This window comes from Paraburkholderia dioscoreae, from assembly GCF_902459535.1.
GTDB classification, from domain to species: Bacteria; Pseudomonadota; Gammaproteobacteria; order Burkholderiales; family Burkholderiaceae; genus Paraburkholderia; species Paraburkholderia dioscoreae.
On the sequence record NZ_LR699555.1, the window covers coordinates 172,086 to 196,522 of the forward strand.

Below are 24,437 nucleotides of genomic sequence, written 5' to 3' on the forward strand. Positions count from 1 at the left end.
CGGTGGTGACTTCCGCGACGTCGGCTGATCCAGTTCGAGTATCGGCATGTTTCGTAGTACACAGTGCGCCTCATCGAAGGCGGCGGCGTCGCGATGCTTAGCGTATTTGGGCCGCTGACGCCGGGCTTACACATCCATCCTCGAGTCAGAAACGCTACAGGGTCGTCGCCTTCACGGCGGCGCTCAAGAAAGTCCGTGACGCCGCGTCCATCCAGGTCCCAAGGGTCAACTCCGGTTCACGTGTCATCGCTTCGCGAAACCGGGCGAGCGTCGACGGTTCCTCGCCTGCAAATCCTCGGAACAGTTCAAGCCACTCCGTGGCCAACGCACGGGCCGTTTCCGACGCTGGCGATTCATTCGACTCCGCCGCGTCGCGCACCCGGCTCATCAACGCTGGCCACGCGAGAATCTGTTTCGCATAGTTCGCCCTGAGAAAGTGCGCTTCTTCGACCTTCAGGTATCGCTCGAAGATCCTGATTCGGGATTCAGCGAACGCGACCAGCATGTAGTCGCGCATCTCGGCCGACGCGCCAATGCTCGACCTCATTGAGGGTTCGCTCGCGTGCATCCGGTCTACCCGCTCCAACAACCGAGGGTCGCCGGCAGTGTCACGCTCTAACATCTTCATCCACTGGATCGACAATGTTTGTGCTCGTTCGTCGTTGGGGGCTATTCCATCGCTCATCAGCGCCTGAGCCTCGTTGACTAGCGCGGCCCACTCGTACTCGCGGGCCGCGCGGTACAACGGCAGACGATCCAGCTCTGCCCGGGAAAAATACTTGTCGTACGCCAGCATCATCTCAGCCGCGGCCAACCAGTCGTCTGCAGCAGGGTCGTTTCCCCCAACGAGATCGTCGCGAAGCGACTGCAAGCGGTCCCGCAGTAGCACTGAACGTTCAATCTGCTGATCGAGCACTTGAATATGTCGGTCAATGAGCGTTTGCGCGGACTTGTCTGGCTCTGCCAGATATTGAGCTATCTCCCCAAGAGCCAGGCCGAGCTGACGTAACAGCTGGACCTTATGCAAGCGATGAATGTCGTCCGCGTTGTAGAGGCGGTAACCTGCGGCGGACCGTGCAGACGGGCTCACCAGCCCGATCTGGTCATAGTGGTGCAGGGCTCGCACGGTCACTCCGAAACGCGCCGCAAGTTCTCCAACCTTCAGCAAGACCAAATCTTCCTTCGTCCTCTCGACCAACCCGAAGCCCTCATAGTTTACCTGGACACCTGACACGGTCGCGGCCGCGGCCGCGTCTGCAGCGTTGTGCGCAGCAATGCCGTTGACCCTGACGTAACGTCAGGCTCTACATTGCTACCTCCTTCGACTACCTACGCAAATTCAATGGTCACCGTTGACACCCGCCCACCGTCTCAATCAGCGCTTCGTGTAGCGATGCTGCGAGCCGCGCACCAGTTGCTCGATGAACCAATTATCCTTGACGATCCGTTTGCATTACAAGTCCTGGGCGACCACATATCCGCTGCCGTGCGTGAAGATCGATACACGTTCAACGATCCGATCATGAGGACGATGCGTGCCGCAGTCATCGCTAGAAGCCGTTACGCCGAGGACATGCTGCATGCAGCATACGCGCGAGGGACCAGGCAGTATGTGCTTGTAGGAGCGGGGCTGGATACGTTTGCGCTCCGCAATCCCTATCCCGACCTGCGGGTCTACGAGATGGACTTAGTCGACACCCAGCAGTGGAAAACCGACAACCTTCGTGAGCGCCCGCGAGCCACAGATTACGTCAGTTGCAACGTGAACACCGAGTCCCTTCTCGATGCGCTCGACCGCACTTCTTTTGATCGGACCGAACCAGCGCTCTTCTCGTGGCTCGGCGTCACACCGTACGTCGAGGAAACCTCGATTCGCGGCGTGCTGCGGGACGTAAGCCGTCTTGCCCAAGGTACCGTTATTGTCTTCGATTACCGCGTAGCGACCGAGGCTCTTTCCCCTCTCGAACAGGCGATCGAGGCTCATGCGGCGGAGATTTTCCGGCAGATGGGGGAGCCATGGGTCGCCTCGTTCACGCCTGAACGACTGCAGCTGTTGCTTCGGGATTGCGGGCTAACCTCGGTGGAAGACCTCGGGACAGGTGAGATCAACGCTCGGTACTACGCTCGTCGCAAAGATGGTCTGCAGTCGTCCGGCGGCGGCTTCAGAATGACGTGTGCCAGCGTGTGACCCGTCGTCGCGGCACTGCAATGGCGGTGCCGCGACGTTGCCTCATCACGCGGACTTGAAGCCGGCGCTGAGCCAACGCTGGTACTGGCTTCGTTCTGCTTCGGACGCCGGATCAAGTCCTAACTGTCCGATAGAGTCTGACGACGGCTGCCGCTAGCCAACCAAATGGGCGAGCAACATATTGCGGATTTTCGCGCGGTCCTCGCTTGTGAACGCAAGCAACACACGGGCCGGGTATTTGTACATCGGGCCGCCCTTCGCGACGCGATCGGTTTCGCCGTATTGGTGGACGCGAGCCACGCGTGCGACGCGGCCGGCGAAGCCGATCACGAGGCCGGCAGCATCAGACTCGGCGCGCAGGTAGCGGGCTTGCCTCAGCTTCGCGAACATCGCCGCGCGCTTGATGCGGCCGGCCTTGTCGCGCAGGTGCTTTTTCGGGCGCGGCTTGCGCCTTTCGTAGTCGGTGCCGTCCGGGTTGTGCTGTTGCGCGATGCGCGTGCGTTGACTGCGTTGTAACTCGCGCGCTATCTCGCGCGTTACGGTGCGACGGGCCGCCGGCGCGAGCTGCGAGAGCAGTGCGCCGGCCCATGATTCGAGCGAGCTTGGTTCGTCCATTGCGGATCGACAAGACTTTGCATGTCCCACTCGGGCACGGGTTCGTCGACGTGCGTGATCGTCTGCGCGCCGGCGTCGTCGGTCGCGACGAGCACGCTTTCGGTGAGCCTGAGCTTGATCGACAGGTCGACGGTCGTTTGCGTGAGTTGATCGGCTTCGAAAGAGATGCCGGCCTTGCGCAGCTCGTCGTTTGTGAGCAGATCGGATTGATTGAGCCGAACCCATCGCAGCAGCGCAGCGAACACGATATCGGCGTCGCCGGCGAAGTCGAGCAGCATCACATTCAGCGTATAGGCGTAATCGAACGAGGCCGATTGCACGCCCGTCGCGATGATGTTGCCGGCGTCGATGAACACGAGCAGCTTGTCGGGATCGGTCGCGAGCGAGGGCACGGCAGCCGTGAGCGCGCGGCGCAGGCTGTTCGCCTTATTCATGGCCGGCCTCGTCGGCTACGGGCAGGCCTCGGGCCTGGCACGTCACGATCATGTCGACGCGGGCCGCACATTCGCCCCATGCCGCCTCGGTCACGTCGAGCGTGCGGCGCAGCTCGTCATTCGTGCGCGGGGTCATCGCCGGCAGCGTGCAGCGCGCGACGGGCGCGCATTGCAGAATGGTATTCGTCGGCTCCGGTGATCGCGGGGCGGTTGTACAGGCGTACAACATCGTCAGGCAAAGCGCCGTCAGCCCATGCGCGTAGCTCGTCGTTTTCATTCTTCAAGGCCTCAAAGTCGGTTTCGGATTGCAATAGCTCGGCCGCGATGCTTTGGCGCTTCGCCTCGAGCTGCGCGAGGTCGCGGGCGTCGTCGAGCGCCTTGCGCTGTAGCTCGGCGATCGTCGCGTCGCGCCGGCCAACCGTCTCTTGCGCCGTGCGCGTGGCGTCTTGCGCGTCGGCCAGCTCGGCGCGCAAGGCCTTCACGTAAAATCCGCCGGCGATGAGCGCGAGCACGATGAGCGCGATCGCGCCAAGCGTCCGCCGAAGTAAAGTTAAGACAATTTGCGAAGTAAAACTATGACTTTGCCGGAATTTGATTGATTTGCCGTATACGTGGCGATCTATTTTCCATATAAATCAACGAATTGCCGCTGTTGGCGAAGCAAAGATGAGACTATTTCGGCCTTGTGACCGACATTTGGAAGGAAACGAGAGAGGAAACGGCTGAGACTGACTCGTTTTCAGAGTAGCCACTTAGGCGTCTCGATGCAGATGGCAAGATAATAATTGTTATCTTGTCAGCACGTATCTGAAATCCGGATTCAGCTACACCATTACCTTCCGGTAGGGATCTCGTGCCGGTTGCTCCGCGATCGAGCGATTGAGAGATTCATGTCGCGGTTTGACGTGGCGCGACAAACGAACCGAAATGCTCGGGTACATCGAACCAGAAAGTGCGCGTGGGTAAAAGCATCGGCGAGAGAACATAGCGGCCGTTTTCCTGCATGCCGGATGCGATCGTACACCAGGCGTTCCAGGTCTGCCGAAGTGCATAGGTGAAGTGCCGAATGAGCCAATCGTTGCGATCGCCGGGACCCGGGGGCGGCAAGCAGACAGGCATGAACGCCAGCCATTCGAACAGACCGAACGGCGGAAAGGTTTTCGGACACCGCGTGAGCGTCTGCACACTGAAGCGCCGTTCCCATGACATGCGCCAACCGAGCAAAGCAACCGATATCATGGGAGCCGTTCCGTCGATCAGGAACAGGCCATAGTCGGGCAGGCAGATCATGGCGTTGGAATCGAGTTGCACCGGCCCGATCGAACGTGTCAGGCGCCGGGCATGATTTCGGCGTGTGTTTCGGTAAATGGCGTTCAGTGCAATGCATGAGGGGTCAACGTGTGGCCAGTTGCGCGACCAGGCACAGCGGCCACTAGCAATGCGCCTTGCCCGTCCAGCGCGACGCCGAAACGCAGCAGGGCATCCTTGTCGGAGACAAGTAGATCATAAGCCCACCACGAAGCTTGTTTTCGCCGGTGTGTTGCGTAAAGACCGTCGATTCTTCGCTTCGTACATCGCGAAATCGGCTTTCCTGATCAGTTCGCTGGAGTCGTCGCCGGCTTCCATGACTGAAACACCCAGGCTTGCGCCAATGAGATCGACCTCCCAGCGTGAGTTCAGGGGAATCTGAAGCGCGGCGCTCAATTCATCAGCGATTCGCTTGACCACGACAGCCGCGGACTCAGCCTTGATCACGATGAGAAACTCGTCACCACCGAGGCGGCCCACTACGCCGCGGCCCTGTACCGTGGCCCGCAGGCGTGCGGCCACTGTGGCCAGAATGTCGTCTCCACACTGGTGGCCGAAAGTATCGTTAAGTTCTTTGAATCTATCCAGATCGACGAAGATGGCCCCCACCTTCCCAACCGCGTCCGGGGCGGCGATAGCCTCGTCAAGCAGGTCAACGATTCTGCCGCGATTGGGTAAATCCGTGAGGCGATCGGTCTGTGAAAGATGCCGCAACTTTTCTTTGCCCTTCAGCATTTTGAGGATCAGCGCAGTAATCCAGGTGGACAGTGCCACGAGCACTAGAGAGATGGCCGATGCCATGATCACGTACACGCGGCGCATCTTGAAGTAGTCGTCCAGCGCCTCGTTGACGGACAGACCGGCGACCACGGTAAGACCGTATTGTTCGAGATAATGACTTGCTACCACGCGCTCGATATGATCGAGGGGATCGGGAAAGTCGTCCGGGTCCGTCTTGCGGAGCGTGGCATAGCCCTTCGGCAGCACGTCTCCGATCCTGCTCGGTGCATCTCCGGCGCGACGAGACAGCATGAACCCGCGGCCAGACAGGACGGCGATCATGCCGTGCTCGCCAAGCGCAGCACTGTTGTAGAAACCGTCGGTCAGATAGGACGGATTTTCCGAGACGATCACTACTCCGCCGAAGCTCCCATCGCGGCGGTTTATGCGTCGCGTGCCCTGAATGGACCACTTGTTTGATATACGTCCTAGCAAAGGCTGGCTGATGAAGAGTCCCGAGTTAGCGCGCAGACGATGAACACGAAAGTGTTCCCGATCGCTCAGATCAATCGCACCGGAAAATGGCAGCGTCGAGGCGATGACGTGGCCCTCTGCTCCCGCTATCGTGACCTGCAACGCGGTGTCGGCGCTGATTAAACCGTATGCCTGGTATCGTGCAAGATCGAATGCCTTGGGCGCGCTTTCGTATCCGAATTTCACGAGCAGTGCGATCTCGTCGACATCGTGCACAGTCTTGAGCGTATGGGTTGCCAACGCATCGGCCAGTGTGCGTGCCGCCGCCCGCGTATCGCGTATCACCGCCGCTTTCTCAACCTGCAGGCGCAAGAGAATTGTCATCCACAAAATGCCGAGGATGAGAACGACGAGCATGGGCGCGAGGATAAGCGCCCGACGGCTGGATTTCGTATTGTTTGCGTCGTGGGGTGGTCGAGTCATAAACTTATCCCGGTTGCCCGGTCAAACGCGGCTCTCTCATGCCGCTGATTTATTGGTGCGTCGCCAGTGCCCCTTACGACATATGTCAATGTGCCGTTAATGGCGAAATGGTCTTCAGTCGTCTGTCGTGATGCCAAATCACTATAACGGCAACTCGCCTCAAAAAATTTACTCTTCCCCTAAAATCGGGCGACAAACGAACGATCGTTTTGTATGAGGATATTCTCTCATCATCACGTTGCACTCGGCTGGTGCTATTGGTGGTTATATAACTGATTGGGAGCAGTTTTTCCTTGCGACGGGCATTGCCACATTTGTCATCGATAGATACTCGGCCCGAGGGATCGTGAACACTCTCGATGACCAATCGCAACTTGGGCGACTGGTCCAGGCTGAAGACGCATATCGCGCGCTCGAGCTTCTGGAGAAGCATCCTCGAATCGATCCGGACAAGATGATTTTGATGAAGTTCTTCCACGGCGGCGTGGCGTTCGCAACTCGCGGTCGGTGGCCGGATCGTCATGCCAGTGGGGCGCGAGCCATACCATCAGCGATTGATCAAACTGGTACGCCACCGCGAACACGATTATCACGAGCGCGCTCGGCGAGGTGAGCTTCGTACCACTAATCGGCGAAGACGGCTGGGCTGCTCATTAACGGCCGAGTGTCCCTCGTGCGTCGGTAAGCGGCCATGCAGCTTCGGTTCTCTAAAGTCGGAGGTGGGTCCACGACCGGGCAGGTCGCCGTCAATGCCTTCGCAGGTGCGCTTGAATTTCGCGCGCATCGAGGGCCGAGAGATCTTCGTTGATCTCTTCGAAAATCATCTGACGGGTCTCCTCGCTCAGACGCTTGCGCAGCATCCCGAGAAACTTTGGCTCCACGGCAAAACGCAATCGCTGATACCGTTGATGAAGCCGTCCCTGTTCGACGCGGTCGGCGACGGTCTTCGCGAATTTTTCGCGATCCTTCTCGCTCAGCGCCGGTCCACTCGGGGCGATATTGACGAGGTCTTCGATTTCCCGCAAATCCAGTTTGAGTCCCGGTGTCTCGAAGAATCGTGCACGGCTGCCGTCGGCAACGACAACCCAGGTAGTGACAGCCATGATGAGCCTCTCTGCGTGATCGGTCGCCAGATCGGCGGCCATCGCAAATCGTCGTGTGACGCCAGCGAGCTCGCCGGCCCACGACAGTCTATCTCCAACGCCCATCGATCACGGACCGTGGGGCCTCCCCGCGCTCCTGCGCGAGCGACGGATAGTCGGTATACCCGCGCTCGCCGCCTCCGTAGAACGTGGACGGATCCGGCGAATTGAGCGGAGCGTGCGACCGGAAGCGTTCCGGCAGGTCTGGATTGGCGATGAACAAGCGTCCGAACGCGATCAGGTCCGCATTGCCGTCCTCGAGCCATCTTTCCGCACTGCTGCCGTCGAACCCGCCCGCGACCATCAGCACACCACGATAAGTGCGGCGTATCATCTCGCTCATGCGTTTCGCGCGCTCCGTGAAAGCGACATCCTCACCGGTCGCCGCCAGCGCGGGATTAACGATGTGCAAATAAGCCAGCCCGTATCGATTGAGCTTCTCGATGACGTAAGAAAAGGTCGCCTCGGGATCGTCGTCATGCATGTCGTTGAAGATGCCGAGAGGAGAGAGCCGTACGCCGACCTTTTCCGGCCCCCACACTTCGCAAACCGTTTCGATCACCTCGAACATCAACCTGGCTCGACGCTCGCTCGATCCGCCGTATTCGTCCGTGCGGCGGTTCGTGCCGGACAGCAGAAACTGGTCGAGCAGATACCCGTTCGCACCGTGCACTTCGACGCCGTCCATACCGGCAGCCTTTGCGTTGCGCGCACCCCTGAAGTATTGGCGCACGAGATACGGCATCTCTTCGACCTGCAGCGCGCGAGGCGTGACGCAGGGCGCGACGACACCTTCGCCGCGCTCGTTCTCGATGAACGCCTCCGCTTTCGGCTGGACCGCAGAGGGCGCAACGGGCAGCATTTCATCGGGCTGCAACGAGGGGTGCGATATGCGTCCGACGTGCCAGAGCTGCATGAACATCAACCCGCCCGCCTCGTGCACGGCGTCCGCCACGAGCCGCCAGCCTTCGACCTGCTCGCGACTATGGATCCCAGGCGTCCATGCATAGCCCTGTCCTTGCATCGACACCTGCGTCGCCTCGCTGATGATGAGTGCGGCCGCTGCGCGCTGCGCGTAATAGCAGGCGTTCAGCTGCGACGGTATGTTGCCTGGCCGGCTCGCGCGCGAACGCGTCAGTGGCGCCATCACGACACGATGACGCAGGTTGTGCGGTCCCACCTTTAAGGGTTCGAAGAGCTTGCGCAGCGGGAATTGCTCGTCGTGCTGCCCGGCTTCCGCGGGCGCGATTTCCGTATCAGGCATAAATTTGCTCCTTGCTTTTGATTCGGCCCGAAAAGTGCTGCCATCGACGCTTCGAAGCGTCGGCGTCAAATCACATCGACAGGATCCCGCTTTCGGGCCAGTCTAGCCATGGCCCGCGCGCGCATCTTTCCGGTTTCTGCCCAGATGTGCCACGATCCTGCGCTCACCCGGTGCATCGCTCCATCGGGTCCGATGCGGGCCGCCATGCCCTCAGCTCTGGGCTTTTACAATGCGCGCCGTTACACTCGACACTCGACTAGGTCAGTCCCATGCCATTTGAGAAGAACTGGTTCGCGGCTCAGCAAAGCGAACCCATAATTCCCCCGGCTACGGGATTCGTCAAACGGGGGCAAGGTCAAGGTGCCGGAATTATTGTTCAGGAATTCTTGTTCTGATCAACCCCGGGGGCAGTATCCACTTCGAGATACTCGTGTCGCTCCGGTCTAATCGCGAGCGCGCAAGTCCCGCGGTCATTGTTTTGCTCGCAATTTCGCCAAATGAATCAGCTACCGACGTTCCGGTGGGCAAGTCGGTATGCGCGCGGCGTCACACCGGTGTATCGATGAAACACTTCGGTGAAATGCTGCTGAGTCTGGAACCCCGCGCGCGCGCCAACGTCAACCAGGGGAATGGTTGTCTCGCACAACATTGTCTTGGCAAATCTCACCCGTTCGAGTGTCACGTAACGATGGGGCGGTTTACCTGTTGCCGTTTTGAAAGCACGCGCAAAGGTTGATGCACCCATGTTCACCAGCACTGCGAGTTGCTCGACCAAAATGGTTTCGGCTATGTGCTCGTGAACGAAGGCTTCAATGCGAGTCAGCATTGGACGCGTAAGAGGCGTCTCCGGCTCGGCCGCACCAGCACAGTGTCCGTAGCGCAGAGCGATGTGCACCGAGATGACATCTGCAAAAGCGTCGGCGCAGGCAGCGTCGATGAGATTCGCATGATGCAAAGCAGCCAATGTGTCCGCGGCCTCGCGCAGGAACGGATCCCAAGACCTGGACCATTTCGGGACCGCGTCAAACGCTTCTTGCGAGACTTGCCCAAGTACGCCCGGTTTGAGTGCGATAACCCATCCCGTGGGATCGTTGTCAGCGTCTATGGCCAACTGCGCCCCCGCCGGAATGATTGCGACAAATGGTGCACTGATCAGGATGGAGTGACTCATTCCGGGACCGTCGCTGCCCGCAGCCCGCGCAACAGTGCTACCTGTCGGTATAACGAGGCGAAGTCCCTGCACCGAATTCAGGCCGCCATCGGCGAAAGCGACATTCATTGCTTGGCAGCGTAACCCGTGATCCGGGGTTGATCTTGTTTCTTGCTTCATGATGAGCAGAAGTCTCCTCGTTGAGAGATAAAGTCAGAACTGGTGTACGGGGGGATTGAGGCGGGAGATTGAAGGCGGTGGAGGTTTCAGCTGAGAATCTGATTGTCGAAGTCGGAAACCAGCAACCAACAAACCATCCACCATGAGCAAGTTTACGGAAAAAGAAGTCGTAGGTCTATCGGCAACCGGTCTGGGTCTGGACGAACTGGTCCGGCAGGGAGCGCGGCAGGTGATCCAGCAGGCAATCGAAGCAGAGCTGTCGGCGCTGCTGGAGCGGTTCTCGAACGTCAAGACCCTGCACGGACAGCGTGCCGTGGTGCGCAATGGCTATCTGCCGGAGCGCGAAGTGCTGACCGCGGCCGGCCCCATTGCGGTGAAGGTCCCGAAGGTTCGCGATCGATCAGGATCAGGTGTGAAGTTCAATTCATCGATTGTGCCGCCGTACGTGAGGAAGTCGCCGCGCGTGAGTGCCGCGCTGCCGTGGCTGTATCTGAAGGGCATCTCGACGGGCGACATGAGCGAGGCGCTGAGCGTGCTGCTGGGAGATGACGCCAAAGGCTTGTCGGCCAATGTGGTGAGTCGGCTGAAAGCCCAATGGGCCGACGAGCACGCCAACTGGAGTCGGCGGGACCTATCAAAGTCGCGCTACGTGTATTGGTGGGTTGACGGCATTCACACCGGGCTGCGAAGCGAGAACTCTGACGGCCAGTGCCTGCTCGTGATCATCGGAGTGAGGCCCGATGGACGCAAGGAGCGTGTGGCAATCGGCGACGGGTATCGCGAGTCGAAGGCGTCCTGGCAGGAGCTGCTACTGGACCTGAAGGCGCGCGGCTTGCAGGCCGGTCCGCTGCTGGCAGTCGGCGATGGGGCGATGGGCTTCTGGGCTGCGCTGGAAGAAGTGTTTCCTGCGACACGCGGCCAGCGCTGCTGGTTTCACAAGATGGGCAACGTGCTCAACGCGCTGCCGAAGTCGCAACAGGGACGCGCGAAGGCAGACCTGCAGGCAATCTGGATGGCCGCTACGCGCGCCGACGCGCACACTGCGTTCGATCGTTTCGTAGCGGTCTACGCGGGGAAATACCCGAAGGCGACTGAGACGTTGAAGAAAGATCGGGAAAGTCTGCTGGCGTTTTACGACTTCCCGGCCGAGCACTGGCAGCATTTGCGCACGACGAATGCGATTGAGTCGACGTTCGCGACCGTGCGCCACCGCACTACGCGTACGCGCAACTGTGTGTCGCGACCAACCTTCCTCGGCCTGGCATTCAAGCTGATCGAGGAAGCCGAGAAAACCTGGCGCCGCATCAACGGCCCCGAACAGATCAAGCTGTTGCTGGAGGGAATTGCCTTCGGGGACGGCGAACCGGTGCAAGGCGATCAACCGGGTCAGCAGAAACTCGCCGCTTGACGTCGCCGGCCATCAACTGCTCATACACCAGACTTGACGTTATCTCCCTCGTTGACTCGTTGCACATCTAAGCTTAGGTCGAATTCAAGGCTGCTTAAGGCAGATTCGTAATATGGGCGGAAGAAACCCGACCTCGTTGATGGAGATGCTGCTGAGCTATATTGCTGCGCACCTCGGAACGACGCTCGACACGCTGTTAGCCGGGATTCAAAGCAATCCATCGCTCCTGAAGGCATTCAGCAAGCTGTCGCTCACGCCGGGTATTGCGTGGCGTTCGAAAGCGGTCAGGTTCGTGAAGCGGCATGCCATGCGCACCGCACGCGCGTCCGCGATCTGGGGACATCGATCGGACTTGGCTTGGGTAAGGCGTCGCGCTCGAATGGAGCCTGCCGATCATCGCGATCCCGACCAGGTATGCAGGCTCAGAGATGACACCGATCTATGGTCTGACCGAGGACGGTCTGAAAGGTATGGGACGCAACCTGCGTGTGTTGCCGAAGACGCTTATCCACGACCCGGGCTGTCACGTGAATTGCCGCCCGACCTGTCTTTCGTGAGCGGCCTCGATGCCACTGCGCATGCAGCGGAGGGGGTTGTATGCTCATGATGGCAATCCAGTCATGTCCCTGATGGCTGATGACTGATGGCTGACAACTGGATGACGGAATACGTGCGTTGGCGACCGGATTGCGCGGCATCAAGAACGAGCCCTAGATGCCTGTTAGCGCACAGTGATTGTCTCTGCGGTGCATGGCTATGCGGCTGTGTGCTGGGCACGTTGGAATGGCGCTGCATCACAAGCTTTGTCGTACTCTTGGCGAAAGCTTCAACCTGCCGCATGCGGAAACACACGCGATCATATTTGCCTTGCGCACTGGCATACAACGGCGCGGCGTCGCCTGAGGCCATGACACGAATCTGACACGCGCAGGCCGCGAGAGCGCTGCGCATGGTGTCTTCGATGCCTGGACGAAGGCTCGGCGTTCCATCTGGCTTGCGCGAGACTGGCATGCAGGAATCTGACCTCGATAAAGCATGCGAAATAACCCTGTCGAATCCCTATTGGAATCCGCGACCTTTCAAATGTGAGCCGGTTGGGGCGCTACTTCAGAACGCCTGGAACGGAAACGCGCCCCGCACCTGAGGGTCGAAAGTTCGGGCAGAAGGCTTGCTTGCCACGCGACCGGCCGGTGGGCGGGCGGGCGCGGGATGCCTGTCGCGCTCCAGTGGGGCTGCACGCGCGGTTTGATATGTTGCGCGACAACATTGTCGTCGGCTTCCCATTAAGTAGTTGAAGTGTAGTGATACTGAAAATCGTGCTCGACGAGGCAGTCAACACTTCGGACCAGTTGAGCTGTTTTGCTGCATCGGCTTATTGTCAAGCCACCCCACGGTTTCAACGTCGCACCCTTTGCGGAGCGGTTCCCGAAGCTCGACCGCTGGCGCGAGTTGCTGCACTACATCTGTGCGCGCATCACCGCGCGTACGCCGCTGCAACGCCGACCGATCGCTGCGATCACAAGAGGATAACTGCGGGTTTTAGGGTAAAGGGTCTCCTGAGCGGCGCTTGACGCTCAAGCAGTTTGCTCCCTTCGACGCTGGACTGTAGTGAGCAGCCAGGTGCTCGCCGAATGCGACGTTACCTGGAAACCTTAGCGGGAATGCCGATGATTTCACACGTGCAATTGCTTGAGGCGATCTTGCGCATGGTCGCGGCAGTGCTGGTGGGTTGTATCGTCGGGCTCGATCGAAACCTGCACGGCAAGCCAACCGGTGTCAAGACGCTAGGCCTCGTTGCGCTTGGTTCCTGTCTCGTCACAATGGCCGGCATGTCCTTCGAACTGCACGGTTTCAGCGACAGCAGTGACGCCGGCCGTGCGATTCAGGGCGTCATTACGGGCATCGGTTTTCTCGGCGCCGGGGTGATCCTTCAAGACCGCGCCACCGGAAGGATCAGCGGCTTGACGACGGCGGCTTCGATCTGGGTCACCGCCGCGCTCGGCATTGTGTGCGGCATCGGCGCATGGCAGATTGCGGGTATTGCCACCGCCCTGCTCCTGCTGCTGCTCTCGGTGGGCGGCAGCATTGAACGTGCGTTGCACCGGCGCTGGTTAAGAAAGTCGCCTGAAGAGCAGGCGGCGGTCATGCGGCACGACGAATAGTCACGCAGCCGCGCACTAATCCGCGCACTGCCCATGGAACGAATGTGCCGCGCGTCAAATGCATCGATCGTGGACGATGCGAGACATAAGTCAGTGATGCTCGCTGTAGTCGGACCTCGCCTTAGGTGTCGCGCGTACCTTTGCGTATTGAAACTCGGGCAGCGCCTTGATCGCATCTTTCGTCGCACCGGCAAGCACTAGTTTGCCATTGACGAAATCGAGCTGCTCAATCGGAATGGCCACGTCGTGATGCGACACCCCCAGAAACTGGTTTGCGGCGACGATTGCAAACGATACCGACCGATCCGGTGCCACGATAATGTCATGAATGACACCGACACGCTCACCCTTCTCGTTGAAGACCGGCTTGTCCATGATCGACTTTCTCACGCTCCAGCCTGCCACGATCGCGGCCGACTCTTCCACGCTGACACCAAGCGGTTGGGCGCCGGCCACCTGGGCGTTCGCGTCTGGAGCGAGTCCAAGCGACGACGCGAGCAGCAATACAAGGAGATTCGCTTTCATGAGATTCCCTTCGTTCTGAAGTTGACGGTACGACACCGGGCCAGCAATGATCGGGCTAACGCTAGACCGTGCGCGGCGTAAATTCATGTTAGAACGCCTCACGGCGAGCCGCTATAAAAAAAGCGGTGATGGATCGGGTTATTTTGGTGCGTCTGGGATGCCAATCTGGATGCCATTCAGCACGCGTCCTGAATGAACGCAGAATTGCGAAACGCATGGCAGAAACGCGAAAGAATCGCAGCTGCGTGGAGCCTAGACTGAAGTTCATCGCATGACGGTACAGCTTGGAGTCCCACATGGATGAACTGTTTGGACGCGCTTGGTGGATGCTCATTCTGCGTGGCACGGTAGCGCTACTGTTTGGCGTTCTGGCGTTATTCTGGCCCGGCCTCACTCTGCTACTTCTTATCACCCTCTTTAGCGCCTACGCAATCGCCAGCGGCATTGTCGCGATTGTCGGGGCCATCCGCTACCGCGCGACGCACGGCGGCTGGTGGGTGCCCTTGCTGCTCGGCATCTGCAGCATCGGCGCCGGTATGATCGCCGCGTTAGTGCCGGGCATTACCACGCTCGTGCTGGTCGCCATCATCGGAGCAAACGCGATTATCACCGGCGTATTCGATCTGATCGCAGCAACGCGGCTGCACAGGCGCCTGCGCAATGCGTGGATGCTGGTGCTAAGCGGAGTGCTGTCCGTGCTGTTCGGCATCTTCGTGCTGCTCTTTCCGGGCGCCGGCGCACTAGCGCTCGTCTGGCTGATCGGCGTGTATGCGCTGTTCACGGGCGCGCTGCTGTTCGTACTCGGCATCACTGCGCGTGCCTGGCGCCGTGACGGCCTGACCGGCGAGCCACACGCGCCATTGCATCCGTAAACGCACCTCTCACGAGCACTCGTAGGTTACAAGATCAAAGCCGCGGCCAACCCCGCGCCGCTCGCATCTGGAGGTCGAATGGACCACCCGCCATCTCCAGTGGTCCAGCCTCAGGTCTGGCACTGGCGCACCTCACGTAAGGAGAATCACATGCTTCTGGATCTCGACAAATGGAATCCGTTCCGGTTTTTACGCTCGCACCCCGCGCAAAAAAACGCATCGGGCCAGACCGGTGCGCCGCGCATCAATCAGGAGAGCGCCCGGCAAAATGGGCAACAGACGGGCGGCACGCAAACGGGTAACGGGGCACCGATTGCAGCGGCTGCTGCGCCGGTACTCGCGCCTGCCAGCTGGCCGCTGCCTGATCCGATTCATCTGTTCGCCGAATTGATCCGCGATCCGTTCGGCGGGCGTGGACCGCTCGGGAGCTGGTTCGGCGACTTCAGCGCGAGCGAGTTTCAACCGCGGATTGACGTCACCGACGAAGGCGACGCACTGCGTATTGTCGTTGAATTGCCGGGCATGACCCGCGACGACGTCGAACTCGAAGTGATTGAAGACATGCTGATCATCAGCGGCGACAAGCGTTTCGAATCGACGAGCGAAGAACAGGGATGCTATCGGGTCGAGCGGTCGTTTGGACACTTTCAGCGCGCGGTCCCGCTGCCCGCGGGCATCGATCTCGATCGGGCAGAGGCCAGATTTGAAAACGGCATGCTGACGCTGCGCGTCCCCAAAGCGGCCGGAGAACCGGCAGCGAAGCGGCGCATCGAGATCAAATAACATCATCCGTACTCTGTGGTCGGTCCTATCGTGAACCAACTCGTCAGCTTCCGAGGTCTCGATGATTCGGCCCACGCCAGCATCGAGCAACAGATTGGTGAACTGGCCGCGCACCATCCGAAGCGGCATCTGCACCCGTCTTCGACGGAACTGGTCAGTTTGCGGGTGGGTGTGGAAAGGGACACTCTGTGTAGCGGCGACGCTTATCGCGTAGAGCTGCGACTGGTACTGTCCACTACCACGCGAACCGCCGGGGAAGAAGCCGAACACGTGGCGGATTTCAGCGCCTTCGCGGGCATCCCGGCATATTCCATTGAAGGGGGGTGCTGCACCGCTACGCTGGTTGGGGTCCCAGACGAAGTCGGCGAGGCGAACAGCAGATTTTCGGATTCTGGCAACCGGACGAAACGCTCAAGGTCGAAGACGCGCTGCCCGGCAGCGGCGAAGAACCCGAAGAGGCAGCGAGCGGGCATGAAGTGCGCGCACTCACGGGCAAGCTACTGAGCCCGTTGCCCGCGTGGCGGCACGCGGTGCTGCCAGTGCAAGTGGACGATGTGCCACTGCGGGAAGTCGTGGTACACCTCGACACGGACGAAGCCACCGTGCGGCGCGGGCTTGAGCATGCCGATGCGTTCCTGCGCACGGTTAGGGGTACTGGGTACCACGGGAACAATGGATCGATCGGCGTGCCGTCCACTGGATTGCCCCGTTTCGAGTGCAGCGCGAGCCCAGCGCGCAAACAAGGCGACATCGGAATAAGCAGCGGAACAGATATTTCCACCCACCCATTACCCGCCCGGGAAGCGATGCCCTAGCGGACGAAAAGGAGTTCATCATGGCCGAGTGCAGTGTTTGTGGAAAGCCCGCAACCTCGCAGATCACGATCACCGAAAACGGCCAACGCCGTCAGCTGATGCTATGCGATGAGCACTACATGGAGTTCATGGCGCGCAATCAACGCCGCCTGTCGCCGCTGGAGTCCCTCTTTCACGGCGGACTTTTCGAAAGTCTGTTCGACGACATGTGGCCACAGACGGAAGGCGGCCGCGGTAGCCGGTCACACATCGGACGCGCGCCCGGACAATCCGCCGGCGCGGATCAGGGTACAGGCGCCGGTAGCGGGCAAATGGGCGATTCAGCGGACGGACACCCAGGTGGCCGCACACGCCGACATCGCCGGGCGCGTGAAGCGGTGGACCTGCAGACGTATCTGAGCCAGAGCGGTCTGGACCGCCTGCAGGCCGCGGCGCAAGCGGCGGTCGAATATGGCAAGAACGAAGTCGATACGGAACACCTGTTGCTAGCGCTTGCCGATAACAATGTGGTGCAGGAAATCCTGCGTGAATTCAAGCTTGATCCCGAAGAGATCAGGAAAACCATCGACCAGACCGCGCCACGCGGCACCCGCAAGGAACCGGGCGACAACGAACAGATCGGCGTGTCGCCACGTGCCAAGAGTACGCTGGAAAATGCGTTGAAGTCGTCGCTGGAACTAGGTCACAGCTATGTCGGACCAGAGCACATTCTGATTGGGCTCGTCGAGGAAGAAGACGGCTTTGCCGGTGAATTGCTGCGCAAGCTCGGGCTGTCGCCGCAATCGCTGCGGCAAAAAGCAGTCAAGGTAGTCGGCAAGGGTGCCGAAGACGGCAAGATGGAAGACCGCTCCACCACGCCCACGCTCGACAAGTACGCGCGCGATCTCAGCGCGCTTGCGCGTCAAGGGAAGCTCGATCCGGTGATCGGCCGTGACAAGGAAATCGAAACCACCATTGAAGTGCTCGCACGGCGCCGCAAGAACAATCCGGTGCTAATTGGCGAACCCGGTGTGGGCAAGACTGCTATCGTCGAAGGCCTCGCGCAACGCATTGCTCAGGACCAGGTGCCGGAAGTGCTGCGCGGCAAGCGCGTGGTCGAACTGAATATCAATAGCGTCGTGGCGGGTGCGAAGTATCGTGGCGAATTCGAGGAACGCGTCAAGCAGGTGCTGGATGAGATCATCGAGAACCAGGACCGTCTGGTGGTGTTTATCGACGAACTGCATACGATTGTCGGCGCCGGCCAGGGCGGCGGCGAAGGCGGCCTCGATATCGGCAATGTCTTCAAGCCGGCGCTCGCTCGCGGTGAGCTGCACCTCGTGGGTGCGACCACGTTGAACGAATACCAGAAGTACATTGAAAAGGACTCGGCATTGGAGCGGCGCTTTCAGCCCGTGATGGTGCCTGAGCCTAGCGTCGAGGAAACGATCGAGATTCTGCGTGGCCTGCGTGACCGGCTTGAGGCGCATCACAAGGTGAAAATCAGTGAAGAGGCGATCGCTGCTGCGGCAAAGCTCTCGGACCGCTACATCGCCGCGCGCTTTTTGCCCGATAAGGCAATCGATTTGCTCGATCAGGCCGCCGCCCGCGTGCGCATTTCATCCAATTCGCGTCCGCAGCCATTGCACGATATCGAGGCGAGCATCCGCCGCATCAAGCAGGAACAGGACGCGGCCAGCGCTGCAAAGCAGTTCGATAAAGCCAAGGAACTGGAAGAACGGCTCGTCGCGGAACAAAAACGCCTGCGTGAATCCACTGAAACGTGGAAGAAGGACCGCGGCACCAGCTCGCAGGAAGTGACGGCGGAAGACATTGCGCAGATCGTTTCGTCGCTCACGGGCGTACCGGTATCTGAACTGACTGCCGAGGACCGCGAAAAGCTGTTGCGACTGGAAGACCGCCTGAAGGAGCGCGTGGTCGGCCAGGATGAAGCCGTCTCCGCGGTCGCCAAAGCGGTGCGGCTTTCGCGCGCCGGTTTGACGGAGGCCGGCAAGCCGACCGCGAGTTTCCTCTTTCTTGGACCTACGGGTGTGGGGAAAACCGAACTCGCGAAGGCGCTTGCCGCTTCGGTGTTCGGCGACGAGAACGCGCTGGTACGCATTGACATGAGCGAGTATTCCGAGCGTCATACGGTGGCACGGCTGGTTGGCGCGCCACCCGGATATGTCGGCTACGAGGAAGGCGGGCAACTCACCGAGCGCGTGCGGCGCAGGCCATATTGCGTGGTGCTGCTCGACGAAATCGAAAAGGCGCACTCGGAGGTGCACAACCTCCTGCTGCAACTGTTCGACGAAGGGCGGCTCACCGACGGCAAGGGACGTCTGGTCGATTTCACCAACACGATCATCATCGCGACCAGCAACGTCGGCTCACAGCTGATCCAGGACAACATGAAGGCTGACTCGAAGCAACTCGATTATCCTGAGCTGCGGGACCGGTTGATGGAGATCCTGCGACATCATTTCAGGCCGGAGTTTCTCAATCGCGTCGACGAGGTGGTCGTGTTTCATGCGCTCGGCAAGGAGCAGATTCGCACCATCGTCGATCTGCAACTTGCGCGCGTACGGCGTACGGCGCTGGCCCAGGGCATCGAGCTGTCGTTCGACGATGCGTTGCGCGATCACCTTGCGCAGATCGGCTATGACCCCGAGTTCGGCGCGCGAATGCTCAAACGCAAGATCCGTCTTGAAGTGGAATCGCAACTCGCCGATGCCCTGTTGGGAGGCGACGTGCGCGACGGCGACAAGGTCATGATGACCTACGACTCCGGTACGCACTCCGTGCGTGTGCTGAAAGGACCAACGCCCACAGAAGCGCCCAGCGAGGCGTCTAAGGAGGCGCCGGCGCATGCGTGAGGCTCGCCTGCCGAAGAACGCGACGCCGCCCGCACGTGCGGGCGGTGTCGCCGTCAGGATTCAAGTTCACCTGCGACGATCTCGTCGCGGTAGCACCAGATCCACGTTTCGCCGGGTTCGAGTGAACGCACCAGCGGATGGCCGGTCGCATGAAAATGCTTGCTTGCATGCCGGTTGGGCGACGAATCGCAACAGCCGACGTGTCCGCACGAAAGACAAAGCCTCAAATGTACCCACGGCTGGCCAAGCTTCACGCAGTCCTCGCAATAGTCGATGGGCGTGTGGAGAATGCGGGCCTCGCCCAGGTGTGTGCAACCAGGGGTCATGATCGTACTCCTCGGACAGGTGTGCGCAGACGTGCGCGGATCAAGATTGCGCTTGCGCTCAAGCGCTATTCAGATAGCGATGCACCAGCGCCACAGCCATTGCACCCTCGCCGACTGCCGACGCCACGCGTTTGATCGACGCGTGGCGGACGTCGCCCGCGGCGAATACGCCAGGCACACAGGTTTCCAGATGCAGCGGCGCGCGTTCGAGCGGCCATTTCAGGTTCGCCCGATATTCCTGCAGGTCGGGACCGGTCACGAGATAGCCGCCTTCATCGCGGACAATGCCAACTTCGCGCGCCCATTCGGTCTGCGGTACGCCGCCAATGCAGACGAATAGCCAACTCGTCCTTACCGTGCGTTGCCGGCCGGTGCGCACATCGGTCAGCGTGATCTCCTGCAACACGTCACTGCCTGCGAGCGCGGAAACTTCGGTGCACGTGCGTACTTCGATGTTCGGCGCCGACGTGATGCGGTCCACCAGGTATTGGGACAACGTGTTCTTAAGCGATGCGTCACGCACAAGCATATAGACGCGGTTGGCGGACTGCGAAAAATGCATGGTGGCCTGTCCCGCCGAATTGCCGCCGCCCACCACATATACGTCTTCGCCATGGATCAGCGCGGCCTCGCTCGCGCCGGCGCCGTAGTAAAGGCCCGCGCCGAGAAAGCGCTCTTCACCTGCCAGGCCTAGCGTGCGATATGCTACGCCGGTCGCGCAGATAGATGTGCGCGCCGTGATACGTGTGCCGTCTTCCAGATACACGATGCCCTGGCCGGGCAGAAATTCCGCGCGTACGCCGGCGCGAGCCAGCAGGATTTCGGCGCCGAACTTGATGGCCTGGGCGCGCGCCCGTTCAGCGAGCTCCGCGCCGCTCACGCCCTGTGGAAAGCCCAGATAGTTCTCGATCTTCGAACTGCTCCCTGCCTGGCCGCCCAGTGCCAAACGCTCCACCAGTACGGTGTGCAGCCCCTCCGATGCACCGTACACCGCCGCGCTCAATCCCGCCGGTCCTGCGCCGTAAATCGCCAGATCGTAGGCCTCACGGGATGGACTCGCAAACCAGCCGAGCTTCTCTGTGATTTGCCGGACGGTGGGACATTCGAGCCGCGTTCCGTCGTGGAAGACGCAGACCGGCAAGCGCGAATCGGAAAGATGCTGCACGTGCGCCAGTTCCTCCGCTTCTTTATCGCTGCCCAGCTCGATCCATTCGAACGGTATGTCGCAGCGATGCAGGAAGTCGCGTATCGCGTAGCCATTTGCGCTGCGCATGCGTCCATAGATCCTGACCATGAATATGCTATCCGCCATTGAGGACGTTCAGAACTTTCTTTCGTTTCTCGCGCTTCACAAGCAGGCGGCCGCGCCGGGATAACGGTGGTTGGCCGTATTCGTGCACTGTAGGTCCATCGAAGGGTAGCGTCTTTCGCTCAACTGCCGGGTTTTGTTCGCTTTTCGCTGATGGTTCCATCACGTCGGGTCGTGCGACTCTTCCAGCTTGTGATCGACAAAACGCATGCCCCATTCGATGCCGTCCCGCACCGCCTCCTCCTGCGCAAGCCATTCCGGCTGAACCGTATCCGGACGGAATTCGGCCACGGTGCCATCGGCATGGCGCACACTCACTTTCGCCTGCCACGCGCCGTATGCGTTCTGCTCCGGCTGTACCACGATCTCGTAGCCTCGATGTTCAAACACGTGCGTTTGCATGAGCCGCTCCGGTTTCGTATCAAGGCGTCAATCTGGAAGCACGAACTCGGTACGCATGTCTTCGATCACCTTCTGGAGATGATGTGCGCAATCTGCGCCGGGGTCATTGAGCGGCACTATGTTCCAGTTGCGGCCGGATGCGTCCGGCGGATGCCGCTCTGGCAGCGGTATGCGCACGCGCAAAGCTCCCGGCATGTCAGCGGCGATTTTCGCCATTCGGTTCTGCAGTTCGTCGCGAATCTGCTCAGCGGTTCGAACGGTCTTCGGCATCGGACTGCCTCCCTCGGTCGCACGTCCTGATCGTGACTGAATGGCGCATACGTTCCTCTTGCGTGAGCATGCGCCAACGATGCTTTAAGTCTAGTCGCTAATCCGGGTATGTTTGGACAATCGGTCGCTTCTGCGGGCTGCATCAAGGGAGGGCGCGCCGCAAAGCTGCTTTTCGGAAAAATGCGCAAAAAGCCGAAAGACGCCGGTGTGCAAAGGCCCGATCCTCTACAGGTCAGCCCGCATCGTATCTAAAGCGGGTGTCCGCGGCTGATGAGCTGCTGGTGAGCCGGCAAAAACGAAGATACTCGACCTGCTAGACCCAAGGGACCGGGCCAGGCTTGAACAAGTCGTACAGGCGCGGGATCGGGGGCGCGGTGTCGAGGTCCTGACGCTCCACGTAATGTTCCGGTTGCGCAATAACCGAAGCAAGCCAGCGCGGATGCAGGTGGCCTTGAAGCAGGCGACACCGGCCCGCGACGGAGACTGGTTGTTTGTTATTCAAGATACGCAAGCGGACCAACGCGAAAAAGCCGCGCGTGACGCGCGCGGGGCTGCATTGAACCGTGCGTCACGCGATGCCTCCCAAGACCTGCATAGATCGTATGAGCGGTTGACGACCGGTCGGCGCATCCTGGGTGGGGCGGTTAGTGACGTAATCCCTGATGGGCGCTGCCCAAATGGCGTATTCCATATTGCGCTCTTCAGGGTACAGTGCATGGACCTGCTGCTTCAAGCCTGGCACCCCTTCGAGTAGATGACAGGTACCCTGTATCAGAAGCGCAAATAGTTCGACCTCTCTTATCAGTAACTGAATACGTCAGTTCTACTTTGGGCAGCTATCCGCAAAGAACCCGCGCAAACGCGAAGGACCGTAGCATGTGCGTTACGCGACCGTCGAATGAACTGAGCACGGCGCATGCGCAATCCATGCACGCGCACGGTGCGTACGCGGCGCAGCGACGGCCGCCCGGGAGCCAAATCATGGAAACAAAGAAAAGCTGGCTGCGCAAGGATCTCGATGCGTTGCGTCTGCAGTGGGACATGCTCACCTTTTATGAACGATTCGAGCAGCTTGTCGCGCATGTGCTGAGCGTCGTGATTTCTATCATCATCCTCGTGTCGCTCTGGCAGTTGATTCGCGCGGTGATTTCATTGCTGGTTTCGGACGCGCTGAACCCGCTGGATCACGCGGTATATCAGACCATCTTCGGCATGGTCATGACGCTGCTCATCGCTATGGAGTTCAAGCATTCGATTACGCGCGTGATGGCGCGGCGCGATCACATCGTGCAGGTCAAAACGGTGCTTCTGGTTGCGCTGCTGGCTATCGCCCGCAAATTCATCATTCTCGATCCGGCCAGTGCGCCCGCCCAGATCGCGGCGCTTGCGTTTGCGCTGGTGGCGCTGGGGAGCGTCTACTGGCTGATGCGGCAGCGTGATGACCCGGTCGACGGGACGGCCGCCGTGCAAGCGGAGCGCGATCGCGTGGCGCACGCGCAGCGACAGCAAGCCGTACGGCCCGGTGAGGGCGGGCAGCGCGACAATTGACCCGACTCGCCATGCTCGTCACGTTATGGCAGCGTAAGCGTCAATCTGGCGACGGCGTCGACGGTCACGCGAAGTCCGGCCGTCTCCGGTTGCAAGTCCGAGGCGGCTGCGGGAATGCGGTCGTTATTGACTGCCTCGCTCGTCTCCCTCATTTCATCGTTGTCATCGCGTCGGTAATCGTTGGCGCTATAACGACGACTGCGTTCCGCCGCTTTCGACACGTCTGTCGCCCTCAGCCGGCATCGCGCCGATCTGGCCCGGCTGCTCCAGTGCGCGGTGGGCGAGCGGTTCCGTCATCGCGAGGCCGCGACCCAAGCGCTGGATATCCTGCCAACGCTTGCGATCCCACAACCGCAGGTGAGCGATTCGGTCGATGTCTGGCTGCCAGCCAGTGCTGTATCAGCATGGCATCCGGACGCTAGCTGATCTGACCGGGTCCGGCTGCAGAAATACCAGCTTGAACACGCCGATGTGCTGGAGGAACTGGTCGGGCAGTTCCGAGACGTCCTACAGATTCTCCAGGATGAGGACGTATCGGAGCGCAACCGGTTGCCGAAAATCCGCGAGTCGCTCGGCGACCCGGCCGAAGCGCTCGCGCAATGCAACGAGCACATCGCTTATGCCGGGCAGTTCGATCTGCCGTTCATGCTTGTGCCGTACCGCACCCAGTGCTCGCTGCTGTTCATGCGCCTGGACGTGCTGCCGCTGCAATCGAACTCGCAGGACGGCGCGGTGCTAGTCGCGCTCGCGTGGCTGCAAGGTTTCCGGAACGCGCTCCGCGAATGCCTGCTGCTGACCGACAAGGACCTCGCGAACCTGCCGCTGGACTGGTTGCCGGAGAAGTGGAGGCACGCGGTGTTCCCGCACGACCGCGACAGCCGGATGCTGCTCCGCCGGTTCTTCGAGCTGGGTGTCTTCAGCCAGATCATGCGGGAACTGATTTCCGGCGATCTTTACGTCGAGGGTAGTGATCGCTTCGACGATTATCGGGTGCATCAGGTCTCCGACGAGCATTCCGGCGTGAGCTGCCGCGCTACTGCGAGATCGTGGGCTTGCCCACGGACGGCAAGAGCTTCGCGAAGGATCTGCGAGACAGGCTGAACGCAGCGCTCGACGAGGCCGATGCGAACTTCCCGGCAAACGACAGCATCGAGTTCGTCGATGAGGAACTCGTCATTCACAAGCCGGGCAAGGAGCGCGGAGC

At 60.3% G+C, this 24,437-nt stretch carries 25 protein-coding genes; 10 read left to right on the forward strand and 15 right to left on the reverse strand.

The window, feature by feature from the left end; all coding sequences use genetic code 11:
- Window positions 1-154 precede the first annotated feature (154 nt).
- Window positions 155-1,168 carry a MerR family transcriptional regulator gene (locus PDMSB3_RS36690; protein WP_232064462.1) on the reverse strand — a complete coding sequence of 338 codons (1,014 nt, stop codon included), beginning with the start codon at window positions 1,166-1,168 and terminating at the stop codon, window positions 155-157.
- A 174-nt stretch (window positions 1,169-1,342) separates the two neighbouring features.
- Between PDMSB3_RS36690 and PDMSB3_RS36695 the strand changes: the two genes are divergently transcribed.
- Complete coding sequence (locus PDMSB3_RS36695) at window positions 1,343-2,188, forward strand: class I SAM-dependent methyltransferase (protein ID WP_165190060.1); 846 nt, start codon at window positions 1,343-1,345, stop codon at window positions 2,186-2,188.
- 153 nt (window positions 2,189-2,341) lie between these two features.
- Here PDMSB3_RS36695 and PDMSB3_RS36700 read toward each other — a convergent pair whose 3' ends face one another.
- From PDMSB3_RS36700 to PDMSB3_RS36735, 9 genes are all read right to left on the reverse strand, one after another.
- The gene (locus PDMSB3_RS36700) at window positions 2,342-2,803 is read right to left on the reverse strand and encodes a phage virion morphogenesis protein (protein WP_165190062.1); all 462 of its coding nucleotides are present in this window, start codon (window positions 2,801-2,803) and stop codon (window positions 2,342-2,344) included.
- Window positions 2,725-3,237, reverse strand: coding sequence for a phage tail protein (locus tag PDMSB3_RS36705; RefSeq protein WP_165190064.1), 513 nt, complete (start codon window positions 3,235-3,237; stop codon window positions 2,725-2,727). The genes PDMSB3_RS36700 and PDMSB3_RS36705 overlap by 79 nt, the downstream gene beginning before the upstream one ends.
- Complete coding sequence (gene lysC, locus PDMSB3_RS38120) at window positions 3,230-3,466, reverse strand: Rz1-like lysis system protein LysC (protein WP_232064463.1); 237 nt, start codon at window positions 3,464-3,466, stop codon at window positions 3,230-3,232. Before lysC ends, PDMSB3_RS36705 begins: the two co-directional genes overlap by 8 nt.
- Window positions 3,354-3,749: an Rz-like lysis system protein LysB gene (gene lysB / locus PDMSB3_RS36710; protein ID WP_232064464.1), complete on the reverse strand. Its 396-nt coding sequence runs from the start codon at window positions 3,747-3,749 to the stop codon at window positions 3,354-3,356. The genes lysC and lysB overlap by 113 nt, the downstream gene beginning before the upstream one ends.
- A gap of 376 nt (window positions 3,750-4,125) precedes the next feature.
- Window positions 4,126-4,548 (reverse strand): hypothetical protein, encoded by a 423-nt coding sequence (locus tag PDMSB3_RS36715; protein WP_165190066.1) that lies wholly within the window; start codon window positions 4,546-4,548, stop codon window positions 4,126-4,128.
- 192 nt (window positions 4,549-4,740) lie between these two features.
- A complete protein-coding gene (locus PDMSB3_RS36720) occupies window positions 4,741-6,222 on the reverse strand; it encodes a diguanylate cyclase domain-containing protein (RefSeq protein WP_165190077.1) in 1,482 nt (493 codons plus the stop codon).
- A 746-nt stretch (window positions 6,223-6,968) separates the two neighbouring features.
- A complete protein-coding gene (locus tag PDMSB3_RS36725; RefSeq protein WP_407670669.1) occupies window positions 6,969-7,367 on the reverse strand; it encodes a host attachment protein in 399 nt (132 codons plus the stop codon).
- Window positions 7,368-7,413: 46 nt separating this feature from the next.
- Window positions 7,414-8,628 (reverse strand): alkene reductase, encoded by a 1,215-nt coding sequence (locus PDMSB3_RS36730; protein WP_197740328.1) that lies wholly within the window; start codon window positions 8,626-8,628, stop codon window positions 7,414-7,416.
- A 502-nt stretch (window positions 8,629-9,130) separates the two neighbouring features.
- Window positions 9,131-9,958, reverse strand: coding sequence for an AraC family transcriptional regulator (locus PDMSB3_RS36735; protein ID WP_165190079.1), 828 nt, complete (start codon window positions 9,956-9,958; stop codon window positions 9,131-9,133).
- Between the two features lie 142 nt (window positions 9,959-10,100).
- Between PDMSB3_RS36735 and PDMSB3_RS36740 the strand changes: the two genes are divergently transcribed.
- The 3 genes from PDMSB3_RS36740 to PDMSB3_RS36750 all read left to right on the forward strand — a co-directional run bounded on the left by PDMSB3_RS36740 (window position 10,101) and on the right by PDMSB3_RS36750 (window position 13,528).
- Window positions 10,101-11,366: an IS256 family transposase gene (locus PDMSB3_RS36740; RefSeq protein WP_165190081.1), complete on the forward strand. Its 1,266-nt coding sequence runs from the start codon at window positions 10,101-10,103 to the stop codon at window positions 11,364-11,366.
- A 428-nt stretch (window positions 11,367-11,794) separates the two neighbouring features.
- Window positions 11,795-11,923: a maleylacetate reductase gene (locus tag PDMSB3_RS38515; RefSeq protein ID WP_165190083.1), complete on the forward strand. Its 129-nt coding sequence runs from the start codon at window positions 11,795-11,797 to the stop codon at window positions 11,921-11,923.
- 1,110 nt (window positions 11,924-13,033) lie between these two features.
- Window positions 13,034-13,528: an MgtC/SapB family protein gene (locus tag PDMSB3_RS36750; RefSeq protein ID WP_165190085.1), complete on the forward strand. Its 495-nt coding sequence runs from the start codon at window positions 13,034-13,036 to the stop codon at window positions 13,526-13,528.
- 90 nt (window positions 13,529-13,618) lie between these two features.
- Here the strand turns inward: PDMSB3_RS36750 and PDMSB3_RS36755 are convergent, their stop codons facing one another.
- Window positions 13,619-14,053 carry a PRC-barrel domain-containing protein gene (locus PDMSB3_RS36755; protein ID WP_154566746.1) on the reverse strand — a complete coding sequence of 145 codons (435 nt, stop codon included), beginning with the start codon at window positions 14,051-14,053 and terminating at the stop codon, window positions 13,619-13,621.
- A gap of 296 nt (window positions 14,054-14,349) precedes the next feature.
- On the opposite strand from PDMSB3_RS36755, the gene PDMSB3_RS36760 reads away from it, so the two are divergent.
- The 4 genes from PDMSB3_RS36760 to PDMSB3_RS36775 all read left to right on the forward strand — a co-directional run bounded on the left by PDMSB3_RS36760 (window position 14,350) and on the right by PDMSB3_RS36775 (window position 19,378).
- Window positions 14,350-14,925 (forward strand): HdeD family acid-resistance protein, encoded by a 576-nt coding sequence (locus tag PDMSB3_RS36760; RefSeq protein WP_165190087.1) that lies wholly within the window; start codon window positions 14,350-14,352, stop codon window positions 14,923-14,925.
- A 150-nt stretch (window positions 14,926-15,075) separates the two neighbouring features.
- Window positions 15,076-15,708, forward strand: a complete 633-nt coding sequence (locus PDMSB3_RS36765) for an Hsp20/alpha crystallin family protein (protein WP_165190089.1) — start codon at window positions 15,076-15,078, stop codon at window positions 15,706-15,708.
- 323 nt (window positions 15,709-16,031) lie between these two features.
- The gene (locus PDMSB3_RS36770) at window positions 16,032-16,523 is read left to right on the forward strand and encodes a hypothetical protein (RefSeq protein ID WP_165190091.1); all 492 of its coding nucleotides are present in this window, start codon (window positions 16,032-16,034) and stop codon (window positions 16,521-16,523) included.
- A gap of 20 nt (window positions 16,524-16,543) precedes the next feature.
- Window positions 16,544-19,378: an ATP-dependent Clp protease ATP-binding subunit gene (locus PDMSB3_RS36775; RefSeq protein WP_165190093.1), complete on the forward strand. Its 2,835-nt coding sequence runs from the start codon at window positions 16,544-16,546 to the stop codon at window positions 19,376-19,378.
- A gap of 53 nt (window positions 19,379-19,431) precedes the next feature.
- On the opposite strand, the gene PDMSB3_RS36780 is transcribed toward PDMSB3_RS36775, so the two are convergent.
- From PDMSB3_RS36780 to PDMSB3_RS36795, 4 genes are all read right to left on the reverse strand, one after another.
- The gene (locus PDMSB3_RS36780) at window positions 19,432-19,704 is read right to left on the reverse strand and encodes a UBP-type zinc finger domain-containing protein (RefSeq protein ID WP_165190095.1); all 273 of its coding nucleotides are present in this window, start codon (window positions 19,702-19,704) and stop codon (window positions 19,432-19,434) included.
- Between the two features lie 58 nt (window positions 19,705-19,762).
- Window positions 19,763-20,977: an NAD(P)/FAD-dependent oxidoreductase gene (locus tag PDMSB3_RS36785; protein WP_232064465.1), complete on the reverse strand. Its 1,215-nt coding sequence runs from the start codon at window positions 20,975-20,977 to the stop codon at window positions 19,763-19,765.
- 198 nt (window positions 20,978-21,175) lie between these two features.
- A complete protein-coding gene (locus PDMSB3_RS36790) occupies window positions 21,176-21,415 on the reverse strand; it encodes a DUF6566 family protein (protein ID WP_154566753.1) in 240 nt (79 codons plus the stop codon).
- A 27-nt stretch (window positions 21,416-21,442) separates the two neighbouring features.
- Complete coding sequence (locus tag PDMSB3_RS36795; RefSeq protein WP_232064466.1) at window positions 21,443-21,631, reverse strand: hypothetical protein; 189 nt, start codon at window positions 21,629-21,631, stop codon at window positions 21,443-21,445.
- A 1,035-nt stretch (window positions 21,632-22,666) separates the two neighbouring features.
- Here PDMSB3_RS36795 and PDMSB3_RS36800 point away from each other — a divergent pair.
- Together PDMSB3_RS36800 and PDMSB3_RS38530 are read left to right on the forward strand one after the other, a co-directional pair.
- Window positions 22,667-23,233, forward strand: coding sequence for a phosphate-starvation-inducible PsiE family protein (locus tag PDMSB3_RS36800; RefSeq protein ID WP_165190099.1), 567 nt, complete (start codon window positions 22,667-22,669; stop codon window positions 23,231-23,233).
- A gap of 471 nt (window positions 23,234-23,704) precedes the next feature.
- Window positions 23,705-24,334: a hypothetical protein gene (locus PDMSB3_RS38530; protein WP_456093779.1), complete on the forward strand. Its 630-nt coding sequence runs from the start codon at window positions 23,705-23,707 to the stop codon at window positions 24,332-24,334.
- Window positions 24,335-24,437 lie beyond the last annotated feature (103 nt).

Coding starts and splice junctions, on each gene's coding strand:
- PDMSB3_RS36750 (WP_165190085.1), top strand. CDS start 13,034: ATGATTTCACACGTGCAATTGCTTGAGGCGATCTTGCGCATGGTCGCG.
- PDMSB3_RS36700 (WP_165190062.1), bottom strand. CDS start 2,803: ATGGACGAACCAAGCTCGCTCGAATCATGGGCCGGCGCACTGCTCTCG.
- PDMSB3_RS36695 (WP_165190060.1), top strand. CDS start 1,343: ATGGTCACCGTTGACACCCGCCCACCGTCTCAATCAGCGCTTCGTGTA.
- PDMSB3_RS38515 (WP_165190083.1), top strand. CDS start 11,795: ATGACACCGATCTATGGTCTGACCGAGGACGGTCTGAAAGGTATGGGA.
- PDMSB3_RS36775 (WP_165190093.1), top strand. CDS start 16,544: ATGGCCGAGTGCAGTGTTTGTGGAAAGCCCGCAACCTCGCAGATCACG.
- PDMSB3_RS36780 (WP_165190095.1), bottom strand. CDS start 19,704: ATGACCCCTGGTTGCACACACCTGGGCGAGGCCCGCATTCTCCACACG.
- lysC (WP_232064463.1), bottom strand. CDS start 3,466: ATGTTGTACGCCTGTACAACCGCCCCGCGATCACCGGAGCCGACGAAT.
- PDMSB3_RS36720 (WP_165190077.1), bottom strand. CDS start 6,222: ATGACTCGACCACCCCACGACGCAAACAATACGAAATCCAGCCGTCGG.
- PDMSB3_RS36755 (WP_154566746.1), bottom strand. CDS start 14,053: ATGAAAGCGAATCTCCTTGTATTGCTGCTCGCGTCGTCGCTTGGACTC.
- PDMSB3_RS36730 (WP_197740328.1), bottom strand. CDS start 8,628: ATGCCTGATACGGAAATCGCGCCCGCGGAAGCCGGGCAGCACGACGAG.
- PDMSB3_RS36800 (WP_165190099.1), top strand. CDS start 22,667: ATGGAAACAAAGAAAAGCTGGCTGCGCAAGGATCTCGATGCGTTGCGT.
- PDMSB3_RS36725 (WP_407670669.1), bottom strand. CDS start 7,367: ATGGCCGCCGATCTGGCGACCGATCACGCAGAGAGGCTCATCATGGCT.
- PDMSB3_RS36740 (WP_165190081.1), top strand. CDS start 10,101: ATGAGCAAGTTTACGGAAAAAGAAGTCGTAGGTCTATCGGCAACCGGT.
- PDMSB3_RS36765 (WP_165190089.1), top strand. CDS start 15,076: ATGCTTCTGGATCTCGACAAATGGAATCCGTTCCGGTTTTTACGCTCG.
- PDMSB3_RS36735 (WP_165190079.1), bottom strand. CDS start 9,958: ATGAAGCAAGAAACAAGATCAACCCCGGATCACGGGTTACGCTGCCAA.
- PDMSB3_RS36705 (WP_165190064.1), bottom strand. CDS start 3,237: ATGAATAAGGCGAACAGCCTGCGCCGCGCGCTCACGGCTGCCGTGCCC.
- PDMSB3_RS36760 (WP_165190087.1), top strand. CDS start 14,350: ATGGATGAACTGTTTGGACGCGCTTGGTGGATGCTCATTCTGCGTGGC.
- PDMSB3_RS36790 (WP_154566753.1), bottom strand. CDS start 21,415: ATGCAAACGCACGTGTTTGAACATCGAGGCTACGAGATCGTGGTACAG.
- PDMSB3_RS36795 (WP_232064466.1), bottom strand. CDS start 21,631: ATGGCGAAAATCGCCGCTGACATGCCGGGAGCTTTGCGCGTGCGCATA.
- PDMSB3_RS36785 (WP_232064465.1), bottom strand. CDS start 20,977: ATGCGCAGCGCAAATGGCTACGCGATACGCGACTTCCTGCATCGCTGC.